Origin of the sequence: Empedobacter tilapiae (assembly GCF_004785645.1) — a bacterium.
Lineage (GTDB): Bacteria > Bacteroidota > Bacteroidia > Flavobacteriales > Weeksellaceae > Empedobacter > Empedobacter tilapiae.
In genome coordinates, this window is record NZ_SRPE01000010.1 from 13563 (window position 1) to 34035 (window position 20473).

Annotated in this window: 21 protein-coding genes; 17 read left to right on the plus strand and 4 right to left on the minus strand. The window is 29.4% G+C overall.

Annotation, left to right across the window (positions count from 1 at the left end; all coding sequences use genetic code 11):
- Positions 1-121: 121 nt before the first annotated feature.
- Positions 122-271 (minus strand): 3,4-dihydroxy-2-butanone-4-phosphate synthase, encoded by a 150-nt coding sequence (locus tag E4J94_RS17975; protein ID WP_135836318.1) that lies wholly within the window; start codon positions 269-271, stop codon positions 122-124.
- A 168-nt stretch (positions 272-439) separates the two neighbouring features.
- Positions 440-1618 carry an MFS transporter gene (locus tag E4J94_RS13445; protein ID WP_135836319.1) on the minus strand — a complete coding sequence of 393 codons (1179 nt, stop codon included), beginning with the start codon at positions 1616-1618 and terminating at the stop codon, positions 440-442.
- A gap of 235 nt (positions 1619-1853) precedes the next feature.
- On the opposite strand from E4J94_RS13445, the gene E4J94_RS13450 reads away from it, so the two are divergent.
- From E4J94_RS13450 to E4J94_RS13485, 8 genes are all read left to right on the plus strand, one after another.
- Positions 1854-2711: a helix-turn-helix domain-containing protein gene (locus E4J94_RS13450; protein ID WP_221411295.1), complete on the plus strand. Its 858-nt coding sequence runs from the start codon at positions 1854-1856 to the stop codon at positions 2709-2711.
- Positions 2712-2847: 136 nt separating this feature from the next.
- Positions 2848-3225: a VOC family protein gene (locus tag E4J94_RS13455; protein ID WP_135836320.1), complete on the plus strand. Its 378-nt coding sequence runs from the start codon at positions 2848-2850 to the stop codon at positions 3223-3225.
- Between the two features lie 92 nt (positions 3226-3317).
- Positions 3318-4067 (plus strand): helix-turn-helix domain-containing protein, encoded by a 750-nt coding sequence (locus E4J94_RS13460; RefSeq protein WP_135836321.1) that lies wholly within the window; start codon positions 3318-3320, stop codon positions 4065-4067.
- Positions 4068-4125: 58 nt separating this feature from the next.
- Positions 4126-4827, plus strand: coding sequence for a transglutaminase-like domain-containing protein (locus E4J94_RS13465; protein ID WP_135836322.1), 702 nt, complete (start codon positions 4126-4128; stop codon positions 4825-4827).
- Positions 4828-5062: 235 nt separating this feature from the next.
- Positions 5063-5869 (plus strand): GIY-YIG nuclease family protein, encoded by an 807-nt coding sequence (locus E4J94_RS13470; RefSeq protein ID WP_135836323.1) that lies wholly within the window; start codon positions 5063-5065, stop codon positions 5867-5869.
- Between the two features lie 356 nt (positions 5870-6225).
- On the plus strand, positions 6226-6603 hold the full coding sequence (locus tag E4J94_RS13475; RefSeq protein WP_135836324.1) for a helix-turn-helix domain-containing protein: 378 nt from the start codon (positions 6226-6228) through the stop codon (positions 6601-6603).
- 72 nt (positions 6604-6675) lie between these two features.
- Entirely contained in the window at positions 6676-7431 is a 756-nt protein-coding gene (locus E4J94_RS13480; protein WP_135836325.1) for an SDR family oxidoreductase, read from the plus strand.
- Positions 7432-7650: 219 nt separating this feature from the next.
- Positions 7651-8388, plus strand: a complete 738-nt coding sequence (locus tag E4J94_RS13485) for a YoaK family protein (RefSeq protein ID WP_135836326.1) — start codon at positions 7651-7653, stop codon at positions 8386-8388.
- 145 nt (positions 8389-8533) lie between these two features.
- Here the strand turns inward: E4J94_RS13485 and E4J94_RS13490 are convergent, their stop codons facing one another.
- Positions 8534-9010, minus strand: a complete 477-nt coding sequence (locus E4J94_RS13490) for an Lrp/AsnC family transcriptional regulator (RefSeq protein ID WP_135836327.1) — start codon at positions 9008-9010, stop codon at positions 8534-8536.
- 114 nt (positions 9011-9124) lie between these two features.
- Between E4J94_RS13490 and E4J94_RS13495 the strand changes: the two genes are divergently transcribed.
- The 7 genes from E4J94_RS13495 (at position 9125) to E4J94_RS13525 (ending at position 15544) form a co-directional block, all read left to right on the plus strand.
- Entirely contained in the window at positions 9125-10015 is an 891-nt protein-coding gene (locus E4J94_RS13495; RefSeq protein ID WP_135836328.1) for an EamA family transporter, read from the plus strand.
- Between the two features lie 159 nt (positions 10016-10174).
- A complete protein-coding gene (locus E4J94_RS13500; protein ID WP_135836329.1) occupies positions 10175-10723 on the plus strand; it encodes a GNAT family N-acetyltransferase in 549 nt (182 codons plus the stop codon).
- Positions 10724-11133: 410 nt separating this feature from the next.
- Entirely contained in the window at positions 11134-12078 is a 945-nt protein-coding gene (locus E4J94_RS13505) for an ABC transporter permease (RefSeq protein WP_135836330.1), read from the plus strand.
- Entirely contained in the window at positions 12078-13031 is a 954-nt protein-coding gene (locus E4J94_RS13510; RefSeq protein WP_135836331.1) for an iron chelate uptake ABC transporter family permease subunit, read from the plus strand. The genes E4J94_RS13505 and E4J94_RS13510 overlap by 1 nt, the downstream gene beginning before the upstream one ends.
- Positions 13028-13786, plus strand: a complete 759-nt coding sequence (locus E4J94_RS13515; protein WP_135836332.1) for an iron ABC transporter ATP-binding protein — start codon at positions 13028-13030, stop codon at positions 13784-13786. Before E4J94_RS13510 ends, E4J94_RS13515 begins: the two co-directional genes overlap by 4 nt.
- 6 nt (positions 13787-13792) lie before the next feature.
- Positions 13793-14731, plus strand: coding sequence for a siderophore ABC transporter substrate-binding protein (locus tag E4J94_RS13520; protein ID WP_135836333.1), 939 nt, complete (start codon positions 13793-13795; stop codon positions 14729-14731).
- A gap of 3 nt (positions 14732-14734) precedes the next feature.
- The gene (locus E4J94_RS13525; RefSeq protein ID WP_135836334.1) at positions 14735-15544 is read left to right on the plus strand and encodes a siderophore-interacting protein; all 810 of its coding nucleotides are present in this window, start codon (positions 14735-14737) and stop codon (positions 15542-15544) included.
- Between the two features lie 146 nt (positions 15545-15690).
- Here the strand turns inward: E4J94_RS13525 and E4J94_RS13530 are convergent, their stop codons facing one another.
- Positions 15691-16719: a helix-turn-helix transcriptional regulator gene (locus E4J94_RS13530; RefSeq protein ID WP_135836335.1), complete on the minus strand. Its 1029-nt coding sequence runs from the start codon at positions 16717-16719 to the stop codon at positions 15691-15693.
- 108 nt (positions 16720-16827) lie between these two features.
- Between E4J94_RS13530 and E4J94_RS13535 the strand changes: the two genes are divergently transcribed.
- The gene (locus tag E4J94_RS13535) at positions 16828-19203 is read left to right on the plus strand and encodes a TonB-dependent receptor plug domain-containing protein (protein WP_246034337.1); all 2376 of its coding nucleotides are present in this window, start codon (positions 16828-16830) and stop codon (positions 19201-19203) included.
- A 13-nt stretch (positions 19204-19216) separates the two neighbouring features.
- Positions 19217-20473, plus strand: a complete 1257-nt coding sequence (locus tag E4J94_RS13540; protein WP_246034338.1) for a hypothetical protein — start codon at positions 19217-19219, stop codon at positions 20471-20473.

The following is a 20473-nucleotide window of genomic DNA, read 5'->3' on the forward strand; positions in this document are numbered from 1 at the left end:
ATATTCCCCATATTCTATAATATCTTCCATAGAGATATGTCCTAGGCGCACCAAATCTTTAGGAGAAACTTTATTCTGAAATCATGACTTCTACTTGTTACTCTATCAGAAGTCGAAAGCCCTATTGTTGTATTTTCTTTGTATCTATCGAACCAGTAAATGGTGTGTTAAACAAATTAGAATTATCACTAACCATATAAGGCAACTCTAATTGATCGACTTTTTTATTAGTAAGACAAAAACAAACTACTCCACTATAATATGTAATCATTTATTTCATATTTTGCTCCATCATTTTCTCCTCAGAAAAGATAAGGTCACCTTCATTTTCACAATTCTAATTGTCTATTAATAAAATACCTTTACCAAATTGCAGTTTCTACTCTTTCTTTGGTGGTTGTACCAAAACTTATTAAACTCTTTTTCATTGTTCTTAATTTTATTTTTTATTATTAAACATTAAGATTAATATAGCTAACATACAGCTAATACTGCCGAACAAGTATACCGATTGATAAGTGAACCAAGCCGCAATTACACCAGCTAATGGACCTGCTATTGCTAAAGACAGATCAACAAAAGCGACATAAGCACCTAATGCAGTTCCTCTCATTTGAGGTTTTACTTTTTTTATAGCCAATACACCTAGTGCAGGAAACACTAGAGAAAATCCAATTCCTGTTAAACCACATCCAAGAATTGCCATTGTTTTACTTGTAGAAGACCATATAAGAAGTTGACCTGCAATTTCAATTAGAAGAGATATTAATGCTATTTTATAGCCACCATATTTGTCAGGGAATGAAGCAAAAAACACTCTTGTTACTACATAACAAACACCAAAAACCATAAATGCTAATGAGGCGTCACCCCAATTTCTCTCAGTGAAAAATAGAGCAATAAAAGAGGCAATGCATCCAAAAGCCAATGATGAGAAAGCCAAGCTAAACCCTTGACCAGAAATAGCTCCAATCACTTTATAAAATGGTGTTCTGATATGATCTTTATCTATTGCTAAGGATGGTAATTTCGCAGTCGCAATCCAACTTATAAAAGGCATCAATATAATCAGTACAAAAGCAGGAAAAACTCCAAAGTTAGAACTAAGCCCTATGCTCAAAGGAGCACCAATAGCTATACCAGCATACATTGCAATACCATTCCACGTCATAACTTTACCAGAGTTCTTGTTACCAACCAAACCAATTCCCCAAGTTAAGGCACCTGTTACCAAAAAGCTCTCACCAACACCATGAATCAATCGAGCAAACAATAATACACCTAAAGATAGACCTGTATTTTCTTGAAATAAAAAAGCCAACATATAAGCAAATCCAGCGATTATAGCTAAAATTACACCTATAAGATTACTTTTTTTAGCACCTTTTGTATCTGTAATTTTACCTGAATAAGCACGTGTTAACAATGTAGATAAAGATTGTAAACCAATTGCTAATCCGACAATAAGACTCCCATATCCAAGATTATTCTGTACAAAGCTAGGAAGTACACCAAACGCAATGCCTATGGTAAGATATACGCCAAAAACAGATATAATAATGGGAATTATAGCTTGATAGAAACGAAGTGTTTTTTGTGTTTGTAATGTTACACTCATAAATTTTGTTTTAAAATTATTTCGAGGGCAAAATTGCGATTGGTTGAGCACTAAAACTTTGACTCAGGTCAAAAAAGAAGTTTAATTAATAAAAAAACATACAAACAGTTTAGCAAAATGAGAAGTTAATGCCTAATTGATCTTCTCTCCTATCTGATCTTTTATAAACTATTTACTTTTTTTACTGAAAGTGATTTAATCTAGAAAATATACTATCATAGTAATGATTTTAAAAATGTTAATAAAAATTTTAACTAAATTAGCTTATCTGAAAAAGTATCATTTTAAATTGGATATTATACGAAAATATTACCAACCTATTCAACCTACAATTTCTAAAATTGACGGAGAAATAATTTATCAAGAAATTCAACCAACAAAAAAAATAGAAAACATGATCTATTGTTTTTGGAATCTAAAAACTAAAAAAAAATTAAAAAAAAATTATCTATATCGAGTAGTATCAGATGGTTGCATTGACATATTTTTTGATAACAATAATCCTACTGAAAATTATATTATGGGATTTTGCAAAAAATATACTGAATTCCAAATTGGTAAAGATTTCAATTATATCGGTATTAGATTTCTACCATCTGCATTTCCTTTAATATTTGGCATTAATGCCAAATTATTAAGTAATAATTCACAAGAACTTAAATTTATTTTACCTGAATTTTCTAATTGGATAAGTACTGAATTTAAAACAAAAAAAACATTTGAAGAAATTACAAAATTGTTGAACGAAAAACTAATAATTGAATTCAATCAACAAAAAAAAGAAATTGATACTCGTTTTTTAAAATCATTAGAACTAATTTTTCAAAACAACGGATTTTTAGATACTGAAAATGATTTGAACATTGGACTGAGTTCTAGACAACTTAGAAGAATTTTTGATTATTATATTGGAACATCTGTAAAGTCTTTTAGCAATGTTGTCAGATTTCAACATATTTTAAATTCAAAACCTTCTAAAGAAAGTTTAAAAAATAGTAAACTCTACTTTGATGTTGGATTTTATGATCAAGCACATTTTATCAATAACTTTAAAGCATTTTATGGAGTAACGCCTTCTGAAGCATTCTCTTAATTTTGTCCGATTTTTACAATTTAAATGAAATTTTTGATTCTAGATTTGCATAACAAAATTGTAAACAATCAAAACATTATTATTAATCGTATTTATATTTCTCTTTGGAATTTCAAATGCACAAAAGACAAACAATATGAAACTTAACGCAGGAATTATTACCGAAAAATTAAAAGAAACTAAAAAATTTTACACTGAAATTTTAGATTTTGGGATTAGCTTCGAAAATGAATTTTATATTTTATTACACACTCCTAACCATTCTTCAGAAATTAGTTTTTTACTTCCAAACCATCCTAGTCAACAACCTATTTTTCAAACAGCTTTTAACGGTAAAGGAATGTATTTAACAATTGAAGTTGAAAATGTTAATTTAGTATATGAACAATTAAAAAACAAAGGTGTACCAATTGAAATAGAAATTCGTAATGAAGATTGGGGAGATAGACATTTTGCAATCATGGATCCAAACGGAATAGGAATAGATATTGTTACTTACACAAAACCTGAATAAACAGATTAATTACTATACAAAATCGTGCTATATACTTTCGTTTTAGTAAAACTTATAATAGATCTTAAAAAAACAAAATCATCTCCATTACAATGAACAATACTACTCAAAATAAAATACATATCGAAGAAACAGTAGGAATATTTGTTGGACAGTTTAGCGATAACATTTTACATAAGCATTACGCCCTACAAATAAGTATTGCTTCACAAAATAAATTTGAAATTATAGACGAAAATAGCAACAAAAGTTCTTACTCAACTTGTTTTATTAATAGCAATATTAAACACCAATTTAAAAATAATGAAACTTCTTTGATTATTCTAATAAATCCAATTAGCAGTATAGGTCATCAATTACACAATAAATTTAAAAATGTGCAGATCACGAGTTTGAATGAAGACTTTGAACAACTTGGAGAAATTTTCACTGATTATTTGCAATGTAATTCCGATTTCACCAATTTGATTAATAGTATTAACAATTATTTTATAAATTTTAAATGTCAATGTGAACTTAAAAATCACTTTAAAGATGAAAGAATTTACAAATCCATTCAATATTTGGAACAAAATTTTGACCGAGTTGTATCTCTAGAAGAAATTGCTGGTACTTGTTTTCTTTCAAAAACACGATTTTTGCATCTTTTCAAAGAGAAAACTAGTCTCAATTTTAGACGCTACCAACTTTGGAACAAACTCATAAAATCATTACCATATTTAAAAACACATTCAATTACCGAAACTGCACATCAATTTGGATTCACAGATAGTTCTCATTACAATAGAACATTCAAACAAACATTTGGCCTTTCTCCTAAATTTTTATCATCACTAAAATAGCCACTTTATACAAGTTTATCCTATTATTGTTTTTAATCTTTGCTCTATAAAAAATGATATGAATAATTACCTCAAAGAAACTAAAATTCTTGACTATTCACACTATTCAATTCAGAAATTAATCAAACATAGAAAGTGGAATCAACTCGATAAAATAGCAAGAATAAAAGCCATTTATAATTTTGTAAAAGATGAAATAAAATTCGGATACAATCTAGCTGATGATATTTCAGCTTCAGCAATTTTAAAAAACGGATATGGACAATGTAACACTAAAGCTACATTATTAATGACTTTGCTTAGAGCTGTAGGAATACCAAATCGCATTCACGGTTTTACGATTAATAAGGCTTTACAAAAAGGAGCGATTACAGGAATTTGGTACAAACTCTCTCCTCGTAACATTCTGCATAGTTGGGTTGAAATATTAGTTGAGGAAAAATGGTATTTTTTAGAAGGAGTTATTTTGGACAAACAGTACTTAATAAAACTTCAAGAAAAAAACAGCAATTGTAAAACTACTTTTTGTGGTTATGGTGCATATACAGATAATTTTAAAAACCCGCCAGTAGATTGGCATTTAAATAATACGTTTATTCAAAACAAAGGAATCAATCAAGATTTTGGTTTATTCGACACACCAGACGAATTCTATGCAAAACATCAACAAAAATTAAATATTTTTGAGAAGTTCTTTTTCCAAAATATTGTTAGACATACTATGAACAGAAATGTTGAAAATATAAGAAATAGCAAGTAAATAGTAATAAGACACTGAATTCATCATTATAATAACTTTTTTTCATAATTGATCAGTTAAAAACAACAACAATCTGAAAGTCATGATTTTCAAGACAACACATCTAAAATTGGACGAATCCAGAAGTATATTACATAAATTATAATCAGTTAAGTAAAACTTATAAATGTTATTGTATTAAAAAATTAACTTTTAATATATAATTCATTAAAAGTTGATTCAGTAATTTCGTACGATGTCTCTGAACGATAGATTAAAATATTTGGTTGATGAAGTTCCTAAAAAAATTTGCGGAGTATATTTCTTATACAATGATCATAATCGTATTATATACATAGGGAAAAGCATTGACGTAAAAAAAAGATTGATTCAACACTTTAAATCTCTTGAAAAAAAGGAAATTAAACTACAACATTTTACACATTCAATTAGTTTCGAGAATACAGGAAACGAATTAATCGCTTTACTAAGGGAATCTGAACTAATAAAGCAACATTTACCTATTTTTAATCGTGCACAAAGGAAAATAAAATTTTTTTATGCAATTTATAAAGAAGTTAATATCGATGGTTACGAATCCTTAATAGCAAAGAAAATTGATAATTCAGGGAATGAAATAATATCCTTTACTTCATTAAATGAAGCAAAAGAACATCTTTTTTATATTACTGAAAAATATAAGCTTTGTCAAAAAATTAACGGATTATATAAAAGTAAATTAAGCTGTTTCCAGTATAGTTTAAAGGAATGTAATGGTGCCTGTATGAACAGAGAGGATACTAAACTTTACAACGTAAGAGTTCATCAATATTTGAAAACAGTTCATTTACCTAAAAAAGACTTTTTATTCGAATTAACAGGTCGAAATCAAAATGAAAAAGGAATTGTTTTTATTGAGAAAGGAATCTATAAAGGTTTTGGTTATTGTCCAAAAGAAATTGAGAGCCTTGAAGAATTAAAATCATTTATTAAGATAAAACAAGACAATAAAGATGTACGAAAAATATTATTCCGGTACATTAAATCACAATTTATCAAATAAACTCATTCGAATTTCTTTTCATTAATATCAAAAATTAATCTAAATATTTAGTACATTACTTAAAATTAAAGACATAGCTTTTATTAAAGGTGCTAATAGATTTTTTAGGAAAACATGTTACAAAAATATTTAAAAATGATTATCATGTAAGATTATTCACACATACACAAAAAGATAAAAACAAATATCATTAAGATGTACACATAAAAAATGCTAAACCACATAAAATATATTATCCTTTAGCTTATCCTAAACTGAAAATATTCGAATCAAAAAAACTGAAAAATCAGAAAAATTCACCATAAATAAGTCTACGAAAAATCTCAATTTTCAAAATAATTTTTATCTGAAGTAAAATGGAAAAAACTAAACAAGATAGACTAAAGAGAAGCGCAGAAATTACCGAAAGCTACTTCCTCTTTTTGGATAAGCATATTACAGATGTAATTTCGGGTGATATTGATCACTTTATGGAAATTAATCAAATTGCAAGTAAGCTATTTTTATCGCATAAACATTTGACTGCTACTGTTCAGAATGAAACAGGTAATCACCCTTGCTATTTTTATGATATTAAAATTATTGAAGCAGCAAAAAAAATGCTTTCAGATACAAATAAATCCGTTTCTGAAATTGCAAGAATATTAACTTACGATCCATCAAATTTTTCTAAATTTTTCAAGAAATTTGTTGGACAGACACCAGGGCAATTCAGGAAAGAAAACAAAAAGTAAAACTTTCCGAAAAGTTCACCACGATTTATATTTTACGACTCACCATTTTTGTTATTAACTAAATTAAATAAAATGACAAAAAACAATTTACACGGTAAAGTAGTTCTTATTGCAGGTGGTGCAAAAAATTTAGGTGGTTTATTGAGTCGAAATTTTGCTAAAAAAGGAGCAAAAGTAGTAATTCACTACAACAGTGATACAACAAAATCAGATGCCGAAAAAACATTAACAGAAATTATAAGTGCAGGAGGTGAAGCATTTCTATTTCAGGCAGATTTAACAAAAGTTAATAATATAAAGAAGCTTTTTGACGAAACAAAATCTAAATTTGGAGGTATAGACATTGCTATTAATACAGTTGGAATGGTCTTAAAAAAACCTTTCCTTGATACTACCGAAGATGATTATGATACGATGTTCGATATCAATTCAAAAGTTGCTTATTTCTTCATTCAAGAAGCCGGAAAAAACCTAAACGACAATGGGAAAATCTGTACAATTCTAACTTCACTTTTAGCAGCTTATACAGGTTTATATTCCACATATGCAGGAGCAAAAGCGCCTGTAGAACATTTTACTAGAATGGCTTCGAAAGAGTTTGGTGGCAGAGGGATTTCAGTAACAGGAGTAGCTCCCGGACCTATGGATACACCTTTTTTCTACGGACAAGAAGATGAAAATGCAGTAGCTTACCATAAATCAGCTTCTGCTTTAGGCGGATTAACGGACATTAAAGATATTGCTCCATTGGTAGAGTTTTTAGTAACAGATGGTTCGTGGATTACAGGACAAACCATTTTTGCAAACGGAGGTTACACAACTAGATAATTAAAATATGTAATATTAAATGTTTGCAAAAAATTAAAATAAATACATCAAATAGTACAATAAGTAAGAAATTTCAACTATAAAACACTTCACCTAAAGTGCATACTTTGGGTGATTTTGTTGAATTTCTGCCTTTTGATGAAGTATTTCCAAAAAAATAATTCAATAAAAACATATAAAGCAAGACATTTTGTAAATTTGAGGTAAAAGAATCTGATTATGTTTCGACATGAAGGGAAAGGACGTACTTATTCCCATAATCTCAAATTAGCTTCATTATTATCTTGTGTTGCAGGAATTGTAAATATTACAAGTGTTTTAAAATTAAATACATTAACAACTAATGTTACTGGACATTTTGCTTTTTTCTCAGAAGAGTTGATCCTGAAAAATTACAGTATGGCAATTGCTTATTTATTCTATATTCTATTTTTCTTATTGGGAGCTTTTACATCAAGCCTTATTATGGAAGCTATATCAAAACATAAATCTCATGGTTCCTATATTCTTCCTTTAAGTATCGAAATCTTTTTGTTACTAACTGTTGTTCTTTTAGGTTTCATCTACTCAAATCAATATTTCTATTTTTCTATTTTCTTATCATCTATTTTACTTTTTTCAATGGGACTACAAAATGCTTTGGTTACACGTGTTTCTCAATCAGTCGTAAGAACCACTCATTTAACTGGATTGTTTACAGATCTCGGAATTGAGCTATCTCGTATTTTCTTTTATAAAAAGAATTCAGAAAGAGTACAACTTAATAAAAGTATACGTTTAAAATTAGCAATTATATGTTGTTTTTTTTCAGGAGGAATAATCGGTGGATTTTTATATTCTTATTTGGGTTTAGGTACTCTCCTATTCCCTGTACTCCTGTTATACATTGCTTTATGGTATGATAATTTATTATTTCGTTATTATTTAATCAAACGAAAAATTAGAAATAAACATTAAAAACACTTTAAATGCTTATTCTTGCGCATATATGAAGGATGATAGACCTTATACATAAACGATTATTTTTAATTTTATAAAACTGTGTATTAGTACCTATTTTATTTTTATCAAAATACTCTTTTTCTTCAATCTCCAATCATATTTACTTAAAATCCTTTTTGGGTAGCGGAATTTGTAAACCCGTTTTCACAGTATGCATGTTGACAAACGTCTTAAAGCGCCGAATATTAGAATTACTAAAAAATAACTTTCGTGTCAAAGATTCGTATTCACGCATATTGTTAACTACCATAACTAAAACAAAATCTACTTCACCCGTCACATAATAACATTGCTGAATCTGAGGAATTTTACTAAAAGTTGATTTTATTTCATCAATAAATTCAATTTTATCAGTATCCAATTCAATTTCTACGAAGAGTAAAATTTGTGAAGCAACTTCTTCAGGATTAATCACAGAAATATCTGCAGTAATCACTTTTTCTTCACGCATTTTTTTGATTCGACGCTGCACAGCTGCAGCTGAAAGCCCAATTTTATCGCCAATATCACGTTGCGAAGTCATATTATCTTGCTGTAAAATCTCGAAAATTTGGATATCAAACTGATCTAAATCCATAAAAAAAACACTTATAATGAAACAAAATTGCAAAATACCCTATAAAATTAAAGATTTTCACCTTAGTATTTAAATTATTTTTGCAATTCAATTAAAATACCAAACATTTTATTAATGAAAAATGAGACACTAAAAGGATTCTTGTTTGCAATTATTGCAGCAGCATTATGGGGAATTTCGGGAACATTTGGACAGTTTTTGTTTCAACAACGAGAAATCAATGTAGAGTGGATGATTACGGTAAGAATGCTTTTTTCTGGTAGTCTTTTGTTAATGTATGCAGCAAGTAAAAAAGAAGCTAAAATCTTTGAAATTTGGCGTAATAAAAAGGATTCTACTCGACTATTACTTTTTTCAATAACAGGAATGCTTATGGTTCAATATACATATTTTGCAGCAATCAAACATTCCAATGCAGCAACTGCAACTGTTTTACAATACGCTGGCCCTGTTCTTATAGCCATTTATTTATCGTTTAAAAATAAACAAATTCCTCGTTTCATTGATTTTATAGCAATTACATTTGCCGTTTTAGGAACATTTTTATTGGTAACACATGGTAAATTAAATACACTTACTATCTCTACAACAGCTCTATTACTCGGTTTAGGATCTGCTGTAGCATTAGCTATTTACACATTGCAACCGATTCCATTACTTCAAAAATATAATTCTGCAACCATTATCGGTTGGGGAATGTTAATAGGTGGGCTAACATTTTCGCTCGTTAAAGCACCTTGGTCTGTTGATGGTATTTGGGATGATAAAACCTACATTTACACTGCTTTTATTATCCTATTTGGAACACTAATACCATTTTATCTATACCTAACGGCAGTACAAATTATTGGCGGTCAAAAAAGTAGCCTACTCGCTTCTGCCGAACCTCTTTCTGCAACAATAATTGCGATACTTTGGTTAAATGTTTCATTTGGTGTAATTGATTGGATTGGAAGTTTTCTAATTATTTCGACTATTTTTTTATTGAGTTATGAAAAAAAGTAGTAACTTCTATACATTGATAATAATCAAATATATCTATGCAAAGACATGATCAGTAAGATAGTAGATGATAAAACTGTAAAATAATTACATAATTTATAATTTGAAAAATTCCTGTGTGTCTTAAATAGAATTTTATAAAAAAAGAAAGTCTATAGACAAATGAAAATATTTGCAGAAACAGAAAGATTAATCTTGAGGGAAATACTTCCAACAGATATTGATGGAATGTTCGAACTTCATTCCGACATAGAAGTCCATAGATTTTTAGGAAATCAAACTATAACAAATAAAGAACAAGCGAAAGAACTTATTAAGTTTGTAAGGCAACAATATACAGACTTTGGTATTGGACGCTGGGCAATTATTGATAAAAAAAATAATAATTTCATTGGCTGGACTGGCTTAGAATTTGTTACAGAACAAATAAACAACCATAAAAATTTCTATGACCTCGGTTACAGACTGATAAAAAAATATTGGGGTCAAGGCTTTGCGACAGAAACTGCGTTTGTTTCATTAGAATATGCTTTTAATAAACTTAACACAGACGAAGTTTTCGCAAGAGCTGATAGCAGAAATATTGGTTCAAACAAAATATTAGATAAAGTAGGACTAAAATTCATTGAAACTTTTGACTTTGAAGGAATTGAACACAATTGGTATAGAGTTGAGAGAACAGAGTTTGAAAATAAAAAATCGAATCGCTGACATTGAGTAACCGTACATAACTCCAAAAAATACATAGTGTAACAACCTCTTTTAAGCTTTTTAAATGGGGTTGTTACTTTTACGTAAATAGTAACATCTTAATAAAAACAAATATTTCATCACTTTGTAAAATTTTATAAGAATTACAAATCTTTGGTTTAAAATCAAAGTTATTCTATTTATAATATTTAGACGCTATTACTTTTCATATTTAGCACAAAACACCAAATACATTTAAAACACTACAAATCAACTTATTATACTTTTTTTTTCATCAATTCTCATAAATTGAAATATTATACTTACAACAAAGAATAACAATTCAATTATAAATAATAAAACTAGGTCAACAATAATTAGGATAATTATTTTTCATACATTTACTTATATTTAGTCTAAATAAAGCAAAATTGAAGTATATAATATCATGTTTACTAATAGTATTCCTTTTTATTACATCACTATTAGTTGGTGTAAAAGAAGTGACACTACAAAGTATATTCAATAATATGAATGATGAGCAATCTATCCTTATCATCAGTAGATTACCACGTACATTAGCTTTGATTCTTACAGGTATGGGACTAAGTATTGCTGGATTTGTGATGCAACAATTAGCTCAAAATAAATTTGTTTCTCCTTCTACAATTGGAACAATAGAAGCTTCAAAATTCGGAATTTTAATAAGTCTTTTGCTATTTCCAACTTATGGATTAATTACAAAAACGACTATTTCATTTATCATTACTGCCTTATTTAGTATTCTTTTTATTATTTTAATACAACGTTTAAAAAACAAAAACATCATTTTTGTCCCACTTTTAGGAATTATGTTTGGATATATTATCAATGCTTTTGCTACATATTTTGCCTTCAAAAATAATATAGTGCAAAATATGGCAGGATGGTTAATTGGTGATTTTTCTAACATTCTACAAGGCAATTACGAATCATTATATTTCATTATTCCAGCAATTACAATTTTGTATTGTTATGCAAATGAGTTTGTGGTCTTGGGCATGGGTGAATCTTACGCAAAAAATTTAGGTTTAAATTACCAACAAGTATTAATGATTGGTTTAATCTGTGTTTCATTAACAGTTAGTATCATTGTCGTAAACGTTGGTGCAATACCTTTTGTCGGTTTAGTTGTCCCCAATATTATAAGCCTATTATATGGAGACAATCTCAAACGAATGTTACCACTTTCAGCCTTGTTTGGTGCGATATTTTTGTTAGCAGCAGATATTGTAGGAAGATGGATTATTTTCCCGTACGAACTTCCCATTGGTTTAACAGTAGGTGTCATTGGTGGAATTTTCTTTTTTGTCATTCTTTTAAAACGCAAGAATTAATGAAAACAAAGAATTTAAAACTTTACATTTTACTCTTACTTTTTATTGGGTCAGGATTATTATTCTTAGGATATAGTATTGGATCTCATTACGAATATATTCTTCCAAAACGATTAATCCGATTGACGACTATGATATTAGTTGCTGTGGCAGTTGCTTATTCTTCATTAATCTTTCAAACCATTACAAATAATCGTATCCTAACACCTGCTATTATGGGATACGAATCAGTATTTATATTAATTCAGACCATAATTATTTACATCTATGGAGATGTTACTTTTCGAACAATTACAGAAACCAATAATTTCTTTATTGCAATTGGCGGAATGCTGTTATTTTCTATCATTTTGTACTTTATTCTCTTCCGAAAAGGAAAACAAAATATCTATTTGCTTTTATTAATCGGAATTGTATTAGGAACACTTTTCGAAAAAGTAAGTCAGTTTTTCCAAATCATTCTTGATCCGAATGAATTTTCAATGTTAGAAACCAATCTTTTTGTTTCATTCAATAAAATGAACACCGATTTATTAGTAATCGGAACTATTTTAACAAGTGTTGCTCTCCTATTACTTCATCCTTTTTTGAAATATTTGGATGTCATCGCTCTTGGAAAAGAACATGCCATTAATTTGGGATTGGATTACGAAAAATTAATTCGATTCTACATGATGATTATTTGTGTATTAGTTTCTGTTTCTACTGCTTTAGTTGGACCGATTGCGTTTTTAGGAATCATGGTCACGAACATTTGTTATGAATTATTTCCTACAAATAAGCATCAAAAAACGGTTTGGTATTGTTCTGCTATTGGCTGTATCATCTTGTTTTTAGGACAATTTTTAGTAGAACATGTTTTCAATTTTTCTACCACCACAAGTATCATCATTAATTTTATAGGTGGCATTTATTTTATCTATTTAATTCTAAAATCAACACAAAAGAAATGATCGAAATAAAAGAAATAGAAAAACAATATGGCAATCAAAAAGTCTTGCAAGACATCAATCTTACGCTACCTAAAAATCAATTAATCTCGTTGATTGGACCAAACGGAGCAGGAAAAAGTACGCTGTTGTCGATTGCAAGTCGATTGCTACATCAAGACAAAGGAACTGTTATTTTGGAAGACAAATTATTAACCGATTTTAAGAGCAATGCGTTGGCAAAACAATTGGCAATTCTGAAGCAATCCAATCACATGGAACTTCGCTTAACGATAGAGGATTTGGTTGCTTTTGGTCGATTTCCATATTCAAAAGGGAAATTAACCGCTTTGGATCAGGAAAAAATTAACGACGCATTAGTTTTTTGTTCATTGGAAGATATTAAAACAAAATTTTTAGATGAACTAAGTGGAGGACAAAAACAGCGAGCTTTTTTGGCAATGATTATTGCGCAAGACACCGATTACATTTTCTTAGATGAACCTTTGAATAATTTGGATATGAAATTATCAGTTCAGATTATGCAAATGTTGAAACGATTGGTTTTGGAGAAAAAGAAAACTATCGTAATTGTAATTCACGAAATCAATTTTGCAGCCAACTATTCCGATTATATTGTTGGAATGAAAAATGGTAAAATATTCAACCAAGGTAAAGCATTAGAAGTAATTACTACAAAAAATTTAGAAAATCTATTCGATATGAAATTTGAAATTATAGAATATAACGGAACTAAAATTTGCAACTATTTTAAATAAATTTATATGAAAAAAATACACATTGCCCTAGCTTTGGCTATCGGAGTCATCATTACATCTTGTGGTGATAAAAAAGAAAAAAACGTAGAAAATGCAACAAATACAATAGAAATCGTGCATGCTTTAGACACTGTTTCGGTAAACATACAACCTAAAAAAGTGGTTGCTTTTGACATTGGAGCAATGGAAACATTGAATGAAATAGGAATAAAACCTGTTGGTGTACCTTTGGAATTTATTCCAGAACATTTAAAGTTTCTGAAAGATGACAAATCGATTATAGATGTAGGTTCGATGATGGAACCTAATTTTGAGAAAATCTATGCAGCTCAGCCCGATTTAATTGTTATTTCTGCTCGTTCAGAAAAATTTTACAAGCAACTTTCTGAAATTGCACCAACCATTTTTACGCAAGTGGACAACAAGGATTATGTGAATAGTTTCGAGAAAAATAATTTGATGCTTGGAAAAATATTTGGTCAAGAAGAAAAAATTCAAAAACGGATCCATGATCTAAAATCTCTAATAAATTCTTCAAGAGATGAAATTAGTAAATCAGACAAAAAAGGATTAGTAATTCTTTACAATAAAGGTAAATTTAGTGCATATGGAAAAAATTCAAGATTTGGATTTATTCATGATGTGATGGGTGTGAAACCAATTGATCAAACATTAGAAGTCGCAACTCACGGTCAGCCTATTTCCAATGAATTTATAGAAACTACCAACCCAGATTACTTGTTTATTCTAGATCGTTCAGCGGTAGTTAATGGCATCAAAACGAATAAAAATGAAATCGAAAACGCATTAATAAAAAGAACAAATGCATATAAAAATAACAACATTATTTACCTAGATCCACAGATTTGGTATTTATCTGGAGGTGGATTGACATCAACAGAACAGATGATAAATGATATCAAACAAGCCGTTTTAAAGATATAAAAAATGGAGACACCTAAAATACATCGAGACAAGTTTGTGCTCGAAAAAAAAGAATGGATTACGCCGCATATGATTCGTATTACGCTAAAAGGCGATGTACAACCGTATAAAAACTGTATTGTCGGAGTTAATAATAAAATTTTTATTCCGCCAATGGGACAAAAGAAAGTACATTTTTCGGAAACAAATCCTGAAACTAGAGAACTTATTTTACCTCCAGAAGAAGTAAGGCCAAGTTTGCGAACGTATACCCACCGTGGAATTGATTTGAAAAACAATCATTTAATTGTTGATTTTGTAAATCATGGAGAAAATGGCCCCGCTTCATATTGGGCTTTACATGCGGAGATTGGCGATGAATTAGGCGTTGCGATGAAGTTGAAAGACGCTCCACTTCATCCACAAGCTGATTGGTATTTTTTTATTGGCGATGCAACTGCATTACCCGTTATCAGTTGTATTTTAGAAGCCTTACCGAAAAATGCAAAAGGAAAAGTACTTCTTGAAATCCCTACAAAAAAAGATGAACAATCGCTTGTAAAACCTGAAGGAATAGACATTTCTTGGATATATAACGAACATCCCGAGAACGGAAGTGAATTAGCTATATTGACAAAGCAAATTGAACTTCCAATTGTCAACTCTAAATTTGCATACGTAGCTGCCGAATTTGCTACCGTAAAAGATTTACGTCAGTATTTTAAGAAGGAATTAGAATGGTCATCATCTGAATTATATGCCTATTCATACTGGAAAGCTGGAGTTGCAGAAGATAAATCAACATCTGAAAGACAGAACGAAAAAAGAACTTAAAAGACTTTATTTAATATTAAAAACCTCGAAGTTATTATTGTAAATAATTTTGAGGTTTTTAATATTATTTATATTTACTTTAAAATCATTTTAAACTCCAAAAAAAATATTATTCACCTTTTAGTTTAGTTCTGTAAATAGAATAATTAATCTATATTAAACTTCTTTAAAGAAGTTCTTGTATTCATCTTTTTCAAGAGATTATTTTCATTTCTTATTATGCTTGGTGAATAACTATAGTATTTTTTAAATGCATTGCTAAAATTAGAAAGGTTAATATAACCACATTTCTGACTCACCTCTTCAATAGTTAATTCTGTATCGAGCAGATAATGTTTAGCTTCATTCATTCTTAAATCTTGTAAATAACCAAAAACAGTTGTTCCAAAAACACTCTTAAATCCAACTTTTAATTTTGTTTCATTAATTCCTATTTTTTTAGAAATTTCTTTTATTGTTAGTGGATGATTAATGTCTGCATGTATCAATTGAGCTGCGTATTTTATACAATCGATATCTCGTGTAGAAAGTTTAATTGAATAATTATCATTCAAACATTCAAAACTATATGCAATAATCTCTCTAACTTTTGATTCTATATACATTTTGCGAATAAATCCTTCATAACAACAATATTGAATATCTTGAATAGCTAATAAAATTTTTGAATTTAGGCTTATTGCATTATCTGTAAGTCCAACACTTTTATGTTGCACAATTTGATTAAGAAATTTATCTAACATTTTATTTTCACCTTCATACTCGTTAAGCATTTTTATTGGAAAATGAATATCAAACGTGTTATAATTTATTTCTTTACAAAAAATTATTTCAGATTTTTCATCACTTGGTTCTACATATATCATGTTACCTGTCATAGGAGCTACTACTTGAGACGTAGTAATAGGATTTTTATAATTAATTCCTGATCCTGAAAGGTTGAAATGTAGCTCTAAAAATGATTCTTTAGTAAAACAATCGAGTATCACATCGTCTTTCATGCAATAATTAGCTTTTACTACAACCAAATCATCTTTTACTACTTCCTGATTTATAGACGTACTTAAATGATAATTCCTAAAATAATTATCTTTTACTCCAATATCTGAAATCGAAAAATGATCTTGATTATTAATCATTTCTATGAAATCTAAAACGTCCACTCTATAACTCATACAAACCTTTTTTAGTAAAAATTAAAACCATATTAGTAACAATGGAATAACATCTACAGGATATTTTTGCATAAATATATATTATTTAAATTTATTCCAAATAAAAATATGATTAAATACTTCTTACTTTTATTTTTCATTAACTCAACAGCGTTTGCTTGCAATATTTCTTTCACGGTGAATAAAAATAATGGTATTTCAATACCAAACGCTTCACTAGTTATTGACAATAAGAAGTTAACTTTAAATTCAAACGGAAAAACAGATATTCTTGATCTAGATAAAGGAACATATTTCATCGAAATCTATGAAAACGATGAGCTTATCGATACTCAAACATTAAATATTGATTGCAAGACAATACATTATCAGATTATTGTTCAAAGCGATACTACTACTGAAAAGCTTGAAGAAGTTATTATACATTCGCAGTCAATTAAGCAAAAATTAGAAAGTTCTCCTTTCTCTGTTCAGATTATCGATATGAAAACCTTATATGATAGATCAGGTGATGTTGGTAATCTTCTTAACCAAGCAGCAGGAATAAAAATTCGTACCAACGGAAATCTAGGCTCTGAAACTCAAATAAATCTTGGAGGTTTACAAGGAAAAGCCATTCGAATATTCAAAGATGGAATACCTGTGGAGCTATTTGGTCATGGTTTTAATATTGGAACAATACCAACCAATATGCTAGAACGCGTCGAAATATACAAAGGAACAATGCCTGTTTATTTAGCTTCTGATGCTTTAGGAGGAGGAATCAACTTGGTAACACGAAACCCTACTTCTAATCTGATGGAAGTTTCTTATGAAATAGGATCTTTTAACACTCATCGAGCTACAGCAAACGTTTTTATTAAAGGTAAAAATCCCTCGTATTATGTTGGATTAAACTCAGCTTATAATTATTCCGATAACAATTACAAGATCAACACTCCATTTATTAATTTTGAAACAGGACAGAAATATTACAAAGAAGTAAACCGATTCCATGATGCTACAAAGTCTTATTATGGAGAAGTTTTTACAGGAATTCGAGGCAAAAAATGGGCTGATGATTTAAGATTTTCTTTCATCTTTTCAGATTTCTATAAAGAGATACAAAATGATAGTGAAATGGGAAAGGTTTATGGAAAACCTTTTAACAAAGAACAAAATTATGCTGCATTAATAGCCTTTAAAAAAGAATTGCTTGACAAAAGATTAAAAATAAATTCAACGTTTAATTACAGTCATTTCAATACCAGACTCATTGATACAGCAACTGTTCGTTACGATTGGGATGGAAAAATTATCTTGAGGGATCAAGTTATAGGAGAAATCAATAAAGGAGGCAGTAATCAACGCTTACATTATGATCTTTTTTCAAGTAGAATTAGTGCTTCTTATGAAATAAAAAACAACCATTTTATTGAATTAGGTGAACTTTTCTATTATCAAAGAAGGAAAGGAAGTGATCCTTTAGGAGCTGTTTCTCCAGTTTACAATATTGATGTTTTGACTATTCCGGCAACTTATCAAAAAAACATCTTAGCACTTGCTTTGCGTTCGCTGTGGTTGGATAAAAAAGTTGAAAGTATTCTCGCTGTTAAACATTACAATAGTAAAACAGAAGGTTTTACCACTGATAAATTCAATTTTGCCTGGCAGTCTTCCAAATCGAATAATTTACTGGGTTATTTGGGAGGTTTTAAGTGGAACAATGATCAATTTCTCTCTAAGCTATCTTACGAATACGCTACGCGTTTACCGGATGAATTTGAAGTATTTGGAGACGGAGTCTTAATCAAAGAAAATCTTGATCTCAATCCGGAGAAAAGTCATAATGTCAATTTAAACGCTCAATATGTCTATGGCAACAAAAAAAACAATGGAACTATTGCGACAAATCTTTTCTACCGTAAAGTGAAAGATGCTATTTTTTTACAACCTGATATTCCTTATAACCGTTACATCAATTTTCATCAGGTTGAAATCAAAGGAATTGAAATTGAAGCAACTTATAACATAAACAATCAAATTGATTTCGGTTTCAATGGAACATATCAAGATATTCGTCGTATAAACGAAAAGCCAGAATTTAAAATATACGAAGGTTCACGTGTTGCGAATATTCCTTTTTTATTTGGAAATGTCTTTTTAAATGGCCATCTCAACAATATCTTAAAAACTAAAGACCGGTTGAGCTTGCGATGGAACCTTAATTATGTGCATCGTTTTTACTTAACTGATATTCCTAAAAGCCAAGAGCCTTCTCTTTTCGGAGAAGCGACAGAAGTTAGTTCAGAACTAATTATTCCTAACGATGGAAGATTAGGACAATTTTCGCATGACATCGGTCTTTATTATCAATTTTCTAACAAAAAAATCAGAACATCTTTAGAGATAATGAACCTTGGAAATGTAAAACTTTATGACAATTTCAATGTACAAAAACCTGGACGTTCTATTCATTTTAAAATCATTTATAATTTTTTTTAAATCATTCAAAATCATGAAAAAATTTTCATTAAAACTTATTGCAACAGTAGTATTATCAACCTCTTTTCTATATTCATGTAAAAGTGATGATGATTCCACAACAGATCCAAATCCAACCGAAAATACGGATGCTCTTCCAAAAGACGAAACATGGGTTATTTTCAACGGTACTGAAAAATGGTCAGGAGGAATTTATGCACTGGGCGATAATAAAGCACGAGAGATTAATCTATCTACTATTCCTTTCTATCAGTTGGGATATTCCGCTGGAGGTCGTGTAATCAATAATGTATTATACAAAAAAGATGGCGCTGTTTCTAGTGACATCGGAATTTCTAAATATAAACTAGAATCAGGAAAATTTTCAGCCAATGGTTTTATCAGTACCCCAAACAATACTTATGAAACAAATTATTTAGTTGTAAGTTCCTCTGAAGGTTATTATTGGGATCTTTCTGTTGGTGGATTAAAAATTCAGAAATTCAATCCTGAAACAATGCAACGAACTGGAGAAATAGATCTTTCATCATTATCAAATGGTAGCCCTTATGAAGCCACAGGTCAATTAATTTTAGCTAAAAGAGATAATAAATTATATGTTGATGTACAACACGGAACACGAGGAACAGCATGGCAGGTTACCCCTACTATTCAAAAAGCTGAAATTGCAGTATATGATTTAGGTACAAATAAAATAGAAAATGTTACAGCATATACAGGAGCAACCAACCTTGGTTTATTTGCCGATCATATTTTATGGAGTATAGATGAAATTACCAAAGATTTGTATGTCGTTGCAGTTGGTGATATGAAAGCACAAACACCAGAATCAACGATATTACGTATCAAAAATGGCGAAACAAAATTTGATCCCAACTTCGAATTGAAAATATCAGATTATCAATACCCAAGTGATTTTAATAGAATTTTTGCATACAATAATAAAATTTATACTACAATTTCTAGTAGACCTACATCTTACTACGGAGGAGGACAACATGGCGTTAGTTACAGACAGGATATTTGGTATTGGACAGAAATTGATGTAAACAGTAAAAAAGCAACAAGGTTAGAAATGCTTCCTGATAACTTCTATTCATATCAAAATCCATTTTATCACAAAGGAAATATTTACTTTATCTCGAACAATACGACTGAAAATTTCGCAGGTGCTTACCAATATAATCCTCAGACAGGAAAAATAAAAGAAACATTCCGTCTAAAAGGTAGTGGTCGATTAATGGGCTTTAATATTATTGATAACAAATAA

What these genes read in the sequence shown, in the direction of transcription:
- E4J94_RS17975 (WP_135836318.1), bottom strand. Translation starts at nt 271, where the DNA reads ATGATTACATATTATAGTGGAGTAGTTTGTTTTTGTCTTACTAATAAA.
- E4J94_RS13445 (WP_135836319.1), bottom strand. Translation starts at nt 1,618, where the DNA reads ATGAGTGTAACATTACAAACACAAAAAACACTTCGTTTCTATCAAGCT.
- E4J94_RS13450 (WP_221411295.1), top strand. Translation starts at nt 1,854, where the DNA reads ATGTTAATAAAAATTTTAACTAAATTAGCTTATCTGAAAAAGTATCAT.
- E4J94_RS13455 (WP_135836320.1), top strand. Translation starts at nt 2,848, where the DNA reads ATGAAACTTAACGCAGGAATTATTACCGAAAAATTAAAAGAAACTAAA.
- E4J94_RS13460 (WP_135836321.1), top strand. Translation starts at nt 3,318, where the DNA reads ATGAACAATACTACTCAAAATAAAATACATATCGAAGAAACAGTAGGA.
- E4J94_RS13465 (WP_135836322.1), top strand. Translation starts at nt 4,126, where the DNA reads ATGAATAATTACCTCAAAGAAACTAAAATTCTTGACTATTCACACTAT.
- E4J94_RS13470 (WP_135836323.1), top strand. Translation starts at nt 5,063, where the DNA reads ATGTCTCTGAACGATAGATTAAAATATTTGGTTGATGAAGTTCCTAAA.
- E4J94_RS13475 (WP_135836324.1), top strand. Translation starts at nt 6,226, where the DNA reads ATGGAAAAAACTAAACAAGATAGACTAAAGAGAAGCGCAGAAATTACC.
- E4J94_RS13480 (WP_135836325.1), top strand. Translation starts at nt 6,676, where the DNA reads ATGACAAAAAACAATTTACACGGTAAAGTAGTTCTTATTGCAGGTGGT.
- E4J94_RS13485 (WP_135836326.1), top strand. Translation starts at nt 7,651, where the DNA reads ATGTTTCGACATGAAGGGAAAGGACGTACTTATTCCCATAATCTCAAA.
- E4J94_RS13490 (WP_135836327.1), bottom strand. Translation starts at nt 9,010, where the DNA reads ATGGATTTAGATCAGTTTGATATCCAAATTTTCGAGATTTTACAGCAA.
- E4J94_RS13495 (WP_135836328.1), top strand. Translation starts at nt 9,125, where the DNA reads ATGAAAAATGAGACACTAAAAGGATTCTTGTTTGCAATTATTGCAGCA.
- E4J94_RS13500 (WP_135836329.1), top strand. Translation starts at nt 10,175, where the DNA reads ATGAAAATATTTGCAGAAACAGAAAGATTAATCTTGAGGGAAATACTT.
- E4J94_RS13510 (WP_135836331.1), top strand. Translation starts at nt 12,078, where the DNA reads ATGAAAACAAAGAATTTAAAACTTTACATTTTACTCTTACTTTTTATT.
- E4J94_RS13515 (WP_135836332.1), top strand. Translation starts at nt 13,028, where the DNA reads ATGATCGAAATAAAAGAAATAGAAAAACAATATGGCAATCAAAAAGTC.
- E4J94_RS13520 (WP_135836333.1), top strand. Translation starts at nt 13,793, where the DNA reads ATGAAAAAAATACACATTGCCCTAGCTTTGGCTATCGGAGTCATCATT.
- E4J94_RS13525 (WP_135836334.1), top strand. Translation starts at nt 14,735, where the DNA reads ATGGAGACACCTAAAATACATCGAGACAAGTTTGTGCTCGAAAAAAAA.
- E4J94_RS13530 (WP_135836335.1), bottom strand. Translation starts at nt 16,719, where the DNA reads ATGAGTTATAGAGTGGACGTTTTAGATTTCATAGAAATGATTAATAAT.
- E4J94_RS13535 (WP_246034337.1), top strand. Translation starts at nt 16,828, where the DNA reads ATGATTAAATACTTCTTACTTTTATTTTTCATTAACTCAACAGCGTTT.
- E4J94_RS13540 (WP_246034338.1), top strand. Translation starts at nt 19,217, where the DNA reads ATGAAAAAATTTTCATTAAAACTTATTGCAACAGTAGTATTATCAACC.